The organism is Sphingomonas sp., from assembly GCF_003248515.1.
GTDB lineage: Bacteria > Pseudomonadota > Alphaproteobacteria > Sphingomonadales > Sphingomonadaceae > Sphingomonas_I.
Genome location: NZ_QFOB01000002.1, coordinates 478403 through 485772, shown reverse-complemented (window position 1 = coordinate 485772; position 7370 = coordinate 478403). Strand labels below are relative to the sequence as shown.

Below are 7370 nucleotides of genomic sequence, written 5' to 3'. Positions count from 1 at the left end.
CGCCGATGCTGCCAGGCGGGTTGTGCAACACCGCCCCGAGGGGCACCATACCAACCCCGGACTCCAGTTATGACTGGTAGAGCTTTGGGGAGCACGTCAACTGGTAGAGCTTTGGGGAGCACGTCAGCACCGGCATCGTGAAGAGCTGTGGCGATCGCGACAGCTTCCGCAGGTGTCACACCGGTTTCGCCGACCCAATCATTCGCCGAAATTCGAACCGAGATCGGACGATCCTGCCCCCAGCACGAGCGCACTGCCGCAAGAACTTCGAGTGGAAAACGCAGGCGCTTTTCGAGTGATCCACCATAATCGTCGGATCGCAGATTCATCAGCGGCGTCAGAAAACTCGACAGCAGGCAACCATGGCCAGCCTGTAGTTCAATCATGTCGAATCCGGCGAAAATCGCTCTCTGCGTTGCCGCAACAAAGTCTCGGCAAACACGGTCCATATCGGCCCGCGTCATCGCCGAAGGCATCCGGCCGGCGGGAGCGTAAGGCTGAGCGGAAGCCGAAACCAGCGGCCACCCGCCCTTTACCAACGCTCGATCGGGGGCACCGCCTGCTTCAGTTGCGCCGCGTGCCCCGGCATGGCCGAGTTGGACGCAGAAACGTGCGTCGCTGTTCGAATGGACGAAATTGGAAATGCGGCGCCATGCCTCGGCCTGTGCATCGTTATAGAGGCCCGGGCAGGCAGGCGTGATCCGCCCGTCGGCGGAAATCGCCGTCATTTCGGTCAGGACCAGTCCCGCCCCGCCAAGAGCACGGGCACCATAATGGACGAGGTGGAAATCGGTCGGTGTCCCGTCCGACCCGGCCATGTGCGTAAGGACAGGCGAAACGGCGACACGGTTCGCGAGCGACATGCCCCGGAGGGCGAACGGCGTGAACATAGGGGGGGCCACATGCTCATCTTCGCGGCCTGCATGTGCGCCATACCAGCGTTCCACACTCATCAGCCATGCGGGATCCCGCATCCGCAGATTTTCATGCCCTACGCGCTGTGATCGCGTGAGCAAGGAATAAGCGAACTGTTCCGGCTCGAATCCGACATAACGCTCCAGGGTTTCAAACCATTCGGTCGAATTACGCGCCGAGTTTTGGATTTTCAGAACTTCGGTATGCCTTTCATTCTGATGTTCCGAGAGGGCGACAGACATGCTTTGTCGGCCGGCAACGGCAGGGCGACTCATCACATCGGCAAGCTTGATCGCGTCCTCAAGCGCGAGTTTGGTCCCCGATCCGATCGAGAAATGCGCCGTATGTGCGGCATCACCGAGCAACACGACATTGTCGAACGACCAGTTCTCGCACAATATCCGGCGGAAGTTCATCCATGCCGCCGAGCCTCGCAAATGCGCTGCGTTGGAAAGCAATGGCTCGCCTCGCAAATGCCGCGCGAAGATGTGCTCGCATGCCGCGATCGCTTCAGCCTGCTCCATATGGTCAAAGCCCAATGCGCGCCAGGTAGCTTCCGAACATTCGACAATGAAGGTGGAGCGCGTCTCGTCAAAACGATAAGCATGCGCCCAGATCCAACCATGATCGGTCTTTTCGAACAGGAAGGCGAAAGCGTCGAACAGGCGTGGTGTGCCGAGCCAGATAAACTTGTTGGCGCGCGTTTCGATCTGGACACCGAACTGCTCTTCGTGAGCGCTACGGATGCAACTGTTGATACCGTCGGCCGCGACAATCAGATCATAGTCCTTCCAAGCATCCAGACTCTGGTCGAATTCCGTCTCGAATTCTTGGCGCACGCCCAGTTCCCTGGCACGCGCTTGCAGGATAGTGAGCAGGTTCTTGCGTCCGATGCCTATAAAGCCGTGGCCGCCTGATCGCTCGACACGATCACCGATCACGACCTCGATATCGTCCCAGTGCGCGAAGCTTGCGGCGATGGTTCTCGCACTCGTCGGATCGTTGGCCCGAAGGTTTTCGAGCGTCTGATCCGAAAACACGACACCCCATCCGAACGTGTCGCCGGCCCTGTTGCGTTCGACGACGAGAATATCGTGACTGGGGTCGCGCAACTTCATCGAGATGGCGAAGTAGAGGCCGGCAGGCCCTCCCCCTAGACAGACAACGCGCATCTTTGACCCTCCATTTATTTTAAGCTTAAACGATATATCGATAAGCACAAGCCGAGGGTGCTCAGGCGGTCAGGCGGTCAGGCGGTCAGGCGGTCAGGCGGTCAGGTTGGCGTAGAGCCGGTCGAACAGCTTCAACAGCAGATCAAAATCCTCAGCGGAGAAGTCTTCGATCACCTTGGCATAGATCGGCGCGGTGACGACACGCGCCTCGGCGAGCTTCGCCTTACCAAGCGGCAAGAGCGAAACCGTCGTCACGCGTGCGTCCGCGTCGCTCACCTGAACGCTCACAAAATCGGCCGCCGCCATCCGCTGCACGATCCGCGTCATCGTCGAAAGAGGGATCACGGCCGCATCAGCGATCTCGCGGATTCCGCGCGGCGCACGCTCTCCCAGCACCATCAACACGCGCCAGTAAGGAATATCGATCCCGATCTCGCGAAGCTTGGGCTCGATGATCCCGTTGTAGCGACTGACCAAGCGGTTGAGCAGGTAAAACGGATAGCGATCCACTTGGAAAGAAGGCCTGCCCGGATCACCTAGAATACGGTTGTCCACTACGCCCCATCTCCTCCGGCGGCGGCTTATCCGCGGCATGCCGTCATCGCAACGCCCTTCCGAATTTACTTGCATTTGCACGTTTTTGTGACACTCTGCCTATATCGCCAGTCGATCGCGGAGCCCCGTCAATGTCACTCGCCATGCTCACCGAATTCGCCGAAGCCATTTCGAGCGGAGCGATCCGCGCAATAGATCTTACTCAGACCCTCTCGGAAGAAACACCGCTCTTGGTCCTACCAGAGCCGTTCGGTCAGACGGCGCCTTTCCAACGCCAGGAAATTTCCCGCTACGACGAGCGCGGTGTCGCCTGGTACTGGAACAATTTCACGGTCGGCGAACATACTGGGACACATTTCGACGCGCCGATACACTGGATTACAGGCAGAGACCTGCCCAACAACTCCGTCGATGCAATCGCGCCGAAGGATTTCATCGCCGGTGCCATCGTTATCGATATCTCTGCAAAAGCGACGGACGACCCCGATTATCTGCTCTCCGTCGCGGACATTGAAACCTGGGAAGCAGCGCATGGACGGATCCCGCCGCGCAGTTGGATCCTGCTTCGAACCGATTGGTCGAAGCGCAATCCCGAAGCTTATACGAACCGCCGCGTGGACGGCGCACACACGCCAGGTCCTTCCGCCCAGGCGGTCCGCTTCCTCGTGGAGGAACGCGATGCCCATGGCTTCGGCGTAGAGACGATCGGCACGGATGCAGGTCAGGCGCACCTTCTCGATCCCATGTATCCGGCCCACGCATTGTTCCACGGCGCCGGGCGCTTCGGTCTGCAATGCCTCGTCAATCTCGATCTTCTGCCCCCGACCGGATCCGTCATCGTCTCGGCACCGCTTAAGATCGAGGGCGGATCGGGCAGCCCCCTGCGCGTCCTCGCACTCGTCGCGGCCTGATCAAATGGCCGAACGTTCCTTCAAGAGAGAAGTCAAAAAGCTCCACCTTAGCGACGGCGAGACATTCGAAGGCGAAGGCATCCTCGCCGTGACCAAAGCGCTCCTCCAAGCAGGCGTTGCCTATGTCGGCGGCTACCAGGGCTCACCGATCAGTCATTTGATGGACGTCTTCGCCGATGCTGACCCATTGCTGCGAGAGCTTGGCGTTCACTTCGAATCCAATGCCAGCGAGGCCTCCGCAGCCGCAATGCTGGCTGCGTCGGTCAATTACCCGCTACGAGGCGCCGTAGCGTGGAAATCGGTTGTAGGGACCAACGTTGCGTCCGACGCCCTATCTAACATTGCCAGCGGCGGCGTTACCGGCGGTGCGCTCATCATCGTGGGCGAAGATTATGGTGAAGGCTCATCGATCATGCAGGAGCGAACGCACGCTTTTGCTATGAAATCTCAGATATGGTTGCTGGACCCCAGACCCAATCTGACCAGCATTGTCGATACGGTCGAAATGGGCTTCGAATTGTCTGAGGCATCGAACACGCCAGTGATGATCGAACTGCGGGTCCGCGCCTGCCATGTCACCGGTAGCTTTGTGGCGCGAGACAATCGGCGGCCGGCGATGACTGTGGGCGAGGCTGCAGCCAGTCCACGCCGGGATATCGATCGGATCGTGCTGCCGCCGGCCAATTTCCTCCATGAACATGAGAAGATCCAGAAGAGATGGCCCGCCGCCGTGCGTTTCATCGCCGAAAGACGTCTCAACGAATGGTTCGGCCCCGAGCAGGACGAGATCGGAATCATCGTCCAGGGCGGACTGTACAACACGCTGAACCGCGCGCTGGAATTGGCCGGACTGTCGGATGCTTATGGTGCATCGCTTGTACCAATCTATTGTCTCAACGTCACCTATCCGCTGATCCCGGAGGAGATCACCCGATTCTGCACGGGCAAGAAGGCCGTGCTCATCATCGAGGAAGGCCAGCCTGAATTCATCGAGCATGAACTGAATACGCTTCTGCGCCGCGCCGACCTGAACACGCGCATCGTGGGCAAGGACATCCTGCCGCGCGCAGGCGAATATTCGGGCCAGGTGCTACGGGAAGGCGTGATCGCCTTTATGGAAACCTGGGTCCCGGAGCGAGCCTTGCGCAGGCTCTTGGCGCCGGTGCCTCCCGAACGTCATTTAGCGGAGGCGGTCCCACCCCGTCCGGCGGGATTCTGTACGGGTTGCCCCGAACGCCCGATATTCTCGGCTATGAAGCTCGTTCAACGAGAGCTCGGCGAGTTGCATGTCTCGGCCGACATAGGCTGCCATCTCTTCTCGATCCTGCCACCGTTCCACATCGGCAATACCACGATGGGCTATGGTTTGGGCACTGCGGCCGCTTCGGCCTTCAAGCCGAGCGAGGGGGCTGGCGCGAAACGTGCGGTGGCGATGATGGGTGACGGGGGCTTCTGGCATAACGGCCTTACCTCCGGCATCGGCAATGCGGTGTTCAATCAGGACGACAACGTTACGATCATTGTCGACAATGGCTATTCAGCCGCCACGGGCGGCCAGGATCTCCTGTCATCCAAGGCGCAGAACCCCACGCGCAAGACCAACAATCCCATCGAGAAGGCCGCTCGCGGGCTTGGCATCACTTGGGCACGAACACTCACACATACTTATGACGTCGCCATGATGCGCGATACGCTCAAAGACGCCCTGACCACGCCGGAAAAGGGCCCCAAGCTGATCGTCGCCCAATCGGAGTGCATGCTGAACAAGCAGCGCCGGGTAAAGCCGATGATGGCCAAGGCCGCACGGGAGGGAAAGCGGGTGGAGCGCGAACGGTTCGGCGTCGATCCCGACACTTGCACTGGCGACCATGCCTGCATCAGGCTTTCGGGCTGCCCATCACTCAGCGTCAGGCCCAATCCCGATCCCTTGCGCGACCATCCGGTGACACATATCGATAATAGCTGCGTCGGTTGCGGCAATTGCGGCGAGGTTGCCCATGCCGCGATCCTTTGCCCGTCCTTTTACAAGGCCCGGATCGTTACGAATCCCACGCGGCTCGAACGGGCACGCAATCTGCTTTCGATGCGCGTGATCGGGTGGTTTCAGCGGCGCCACGACCGCTCCATTTCCGCGCGGGCTTTTTGAATGGACCTGCTCATACCGCAGCGTCGCGACCGGATCACGATCGCCATTCTCGCCCTTGGGGGCCAGGGTGGCGGCGTGCTGGCCGACTGGATACTCGATCTCGCCGACCGCAATGGCTTCGTCGCCCAGGGAACGTCTGTGCCGGGCGTCGCGCAGAGGACCGGATCGACCGTCTATTATATCGAGATGGTGCGCAGTGCCTCAACCGGTGCCAACCATCCCGCGCCCGTGATGGCGATGATGCCCGTGCTAGGTGATGTCGACATCGTCATCGCATCGGAATTGATGGAAGCCGGCCGCGCGATCCTGCGTGGCTTCGTCTCACAGGATCGGACGACACTGATAGGCTCGACGCATCGCATCTATGCAATCTCGGAAAAGGCAGCGCTTGGCGACGGGATCGGCTCCAGCCGGCGCATCCTCGATGCGGCGGGGCGACGCTCTGCACGGTTCATCGGATTCGACATGGAGGCGGCGGCCGCCGAGGCCGGCAGCATCATCAGTTCGGTGATGTTCGGCGCTCTTGCGAGCAGCGGCGCGCTGCCTTTTCCGACCGAGGCCTTCGAGGAGGCGATCCGCGCTGGTGGCAAGGCCGTTGCTCCCAATCTCAGGGGGTTCGCCGCCGGCCAGGCAGGAACGAGACACGAGCCAGAAGCCCAAGCACCCGCAGATGCGCCGCCGGAACCGACGACGCCCGCTGGCCAGCATTTCAAAGCCCGGATCCTCGGTAATCTGCCGCCCTCATCGCACCGGTTTGCGCTCGAAGGCGTGCGCAGACTGATGGACTATCAGGATGCCGGATATGCCGCTTTCTATCTTGATCGCCTCGACACGATAACGGCAGTAGATGCCGGAGCCGATATATTCCGGCTTACGGCCCTGACCGCGCGTCATCTGGCGGCCTGGATGGCCTATGAGGACACGATCCGCGTAGCTGATCTCAAGGTTCGGGCGAGCCGGCGAGCCCGCATCACCCGGGAAGTCGAACTGGGCACGACACAGGTGATGACCGTGACGGAATATATGCACCCCCGACTTCGCGAGGTGTGCGAAACGATACCTTTCGGTTTAGGCGCCCTGATCCTCCGCAGCGTTTGGCTGCGACGCTGGCTAGAGCCACGTTTTGCCAAGGGCCGGCACGTAGTATCGACAGGCCTGCGTTGGTATCTTGCCCTCCGTCTGATCTCTGCACTTCGAAGGCTTCGCTCTTCGACGGCGCGATATGCGGAAGAGCAAGATCGTATCAACGACTGGCTGGCGCTTATCCGGGAGGCAGCTGCCGTAGATTCAGCGCTTGCCTGTGAAATCGCCGAATGCCAGGTGCTCCTGAAGGGCTACGGCGATACCTTCGAACGTGGCCTGTCCCACCATCTGATGATCTTGGCCGTTGCCAGAACGCACATCGGTCGCCCCGAAGCAGCGGGGACCGTAAGGCGACTGCGTCTGGCAGCTCTGGCGGACGATACCGGTGATTGCCTACGCAGGGCGATCCAAGGAGATAGCGCTGCCGCGTGAACTTAGATCACCCGCAGCCAAGACGACGCTCAGCTACGCGGTCAAACCAGAGCGATTTCCATGCAGGTGAAATCACCTTCTGGCTCGAATTTGTCCACGCCGGCCCGCCCGTTGCCCGTAGACATCAAAGGACCGGAAAACCTTCGCCTGAGATGG

The 7370-nt window shown here is 60.4% G+C and carries 5 protein-coding genes; 3 read left to right on the top strand and 2 right to left on the bottom strand.

Going from position 1 to position 7370, the window contains the following annotated elements; all coding sequences use genetic code 11:
- Both DI605_RS05345 and DI605_RS05340 read right to left on the bottom strand, forming a co-directional pair.
- Positions 1-2087: FAD-dependent monooxygenase (locus DI605_RS05345; RefSeq protein ID WP_293970122.1), on the bottom strand; the 2087-nt coding region annotated here is incomplete at its 3' end.
- Between the two features lie 93 nt (positions 2088-2180).
- Complete coding sequence (locus DI605_RS05340; RefSeq protein ID WP_293970119.1) at positions 2181-2642, bottom strand: MarR family winged helix-turn-helix transcriptional regulator; 462 nt, start codon at positions 2640-2642, stop codon at positions 2181-2183.
- 143 nt (positions 2643-2785) lie between these two features.
- Here DI605_RS05340 and DI605_RS05335 point away from each other — a divergent pair, with 143 nt between their 5' ends.
- From DI605_RS05335 to DI605_RS05325, 3 genes are read left to right on the top strand one after another with little or no spacing between them, the layout of a single operon-like run.
- Entirely contained in the window at positions 2786-3553 is a 768-nt protein-coding gene (locus DI605_RS05335; protein ID WP_293970116.1) for a cyclase family protein, read from the top strand.
- A 4-nt stretch (positions 3554-3557) separates the two neighbouring features.
- Positions 3558-5699, top strand: coding sequence for an indolepyruvate ferredoxin oxidoreductase subunit alpha (locus DI605_RS05330; RefSeq protein WP_293970113.1), 2142 nt, complete (start codon positions 3558-3560; stop codon positions 5697-5699).
- A complete protein-coding gene (locus DI605_RS05325) occupies positions 5700-7214 on the top strand; it encodes an indolepyruvate oxidoreductase subunit beta family protein (protein ID WP_293970110.1) in 1515 nt (504 codons plus the stop codon). It begins immediately after the preceding gene.
- The last annotated feature ends 156 nt before the right edge of the window (positions 7215-7370 follow it).

Coding starts and splice junctions, on each gene's coding strand:
- DI605_RS05335 (WP_293970116.1), top strand. CDS start 2,786: ATGCTCACCGAATTCGCCGAAGCCATTTCGAGCGGAGCGATCCGCGCA.
- DI605_RS05330 (WP_293970113.1), top strand. CDS start 3,558: ATGGCCGAACGTTCCTTCAAGAGAGAAGTCAAAAAGCTCCACCTTAGC.
- DI605_RS05325 (WP_293970110.1), top strand. CDS start 5,700: ATGGACCTGCTCATACCGCAGCGTCGCGACCGGATCACGATCGCCATT.